This window comes from Kitasatospora sp. NPDC001539, assembly GCF_040298565.1.
Lineage (GTDB): Bacteria > Actinomycetota > Actinomycetes > Streptomycetales > Streptomycetaceae > Kitasatospora.
The window spans coordinates 1-1,218 of sequence record NZ_JBEPAK010000493.1; the positions used below are offsets into that span (position 1 = coordinate 1).

1 protein-coding gene is annotated in these 1,218 nt (G+C 75.0%); it reads right to left on the reverse strand.

The features are described 5' to 3' along the window. Positions 1–135: 135 nt before the first annotated feature. A partial coding sequence (locus tag ABT247_RS33525; RefSeq protein ID WP_350750393.1) for a hypothetical protein occupies positions 136–1,218 on the reverse strand: 1,083 nt, incomplete at its 5' end.

Below are 1,218 nucleotides of genomic sequence, written 5' to 3' on the forward strand. Positions count from 1 at the left end.
CTGCTGGCCCACGAGCCGACGGTCGCCGAGCCGACCGAGCCGAAGCAGCTGCCGCCGTCCTCCGGCAAGGGCCGCGAGGTCGCCTTCGAGCGGCCCGGGCTCCCCCTCGCCCGGGGCACTGCCACGTCCAGACCGCTACTTCCTGAGCGTCCACACCGGGGCGGCCGCGATCGCCCGCATCTGGTCGTTGCTCAGCACCGGGGCCTTGCGGGTCGCCGGCGTCTTCTGGGTGCCGCTGTTGAACGAGCTGATCACCACCCGCAGACCGTCCGGGTGCAGGGTGTCCACGGTCCACATGCCCGGGTTGCCGCCCTCCTTGCGGACCACCACCTTGGTGCCGTCCGCCAGCGTCTCGGCATCGCCGAACAGGCTCCCCGCGCCCTGCCCGCGGTCGTGGCTCCAGTCCTGCACGTTGAGCTGCACCAGGGACTTGCCCTGGCCGTCGTCGAGCACGAAGTCGGCGAAGCCGAAGCCGTCGCCGCCGGTCTCCGTCTCGGTCAGCCCGCTCGGCAGCAGCCCGGCGGTGATCCGCAGGATCTCCTGCGCGCTGTACCCCGTGCCGGTGCCCGGCAGCCTGACCGGCTGCGGCTCCGGGATCGCGGCGACGACCCGGTCCCAGGACCTGTCGGTGACGATCGCCCTGAGCTGGTCCGGCGACAGCGGCGGGGCCGGCCGGCTGACCGGCGCGTCCTTCTCGGCCGGCGCGTTCCACTCGGACAGCTCGATCTGCCGGCCGTCCTGACCGACCAGCTTGGCGCTCCACCACTTGGTGGGGACGTGCTTGTCCGGGTACTCGTAGCCCTGGAAGACGGTCAGCGAACCGCCGCCCGGCAGGCTGCCGGTGGTGCAGGCGTCGTACGGCACCAGCTTCCGGTCCGGGCAGGTGTTCTGCGCCCGGTTGGGGTCGTTCGGCGCCAGGCGGGTGAGCGAGAGGCTCATCGCGGCCTTGCCGCTGCCGTCGTCGAAGACCAGGGTGGCGCCCGGGTTGCCCCCGCCTCCACCCGGTTCGCCGGAGCCCGACCCGGTGCCGGTGCCCGTGCCGTCGGTGACCTCGCCCTTGGGCAGCAGTGCCTGGAAGGCGGCCAGCACCTCGGGCCCGGTGACCGCCTTGGCGCCGGGCGTGGCCGCCGGGGCCGAGGCCGGGGCCGCGCTCGCGCCGGAACCCGCCGCGCGGGACGCCGCACCGCCGGCGGCGGCGGCCACCGCGGCCGTGCCGCC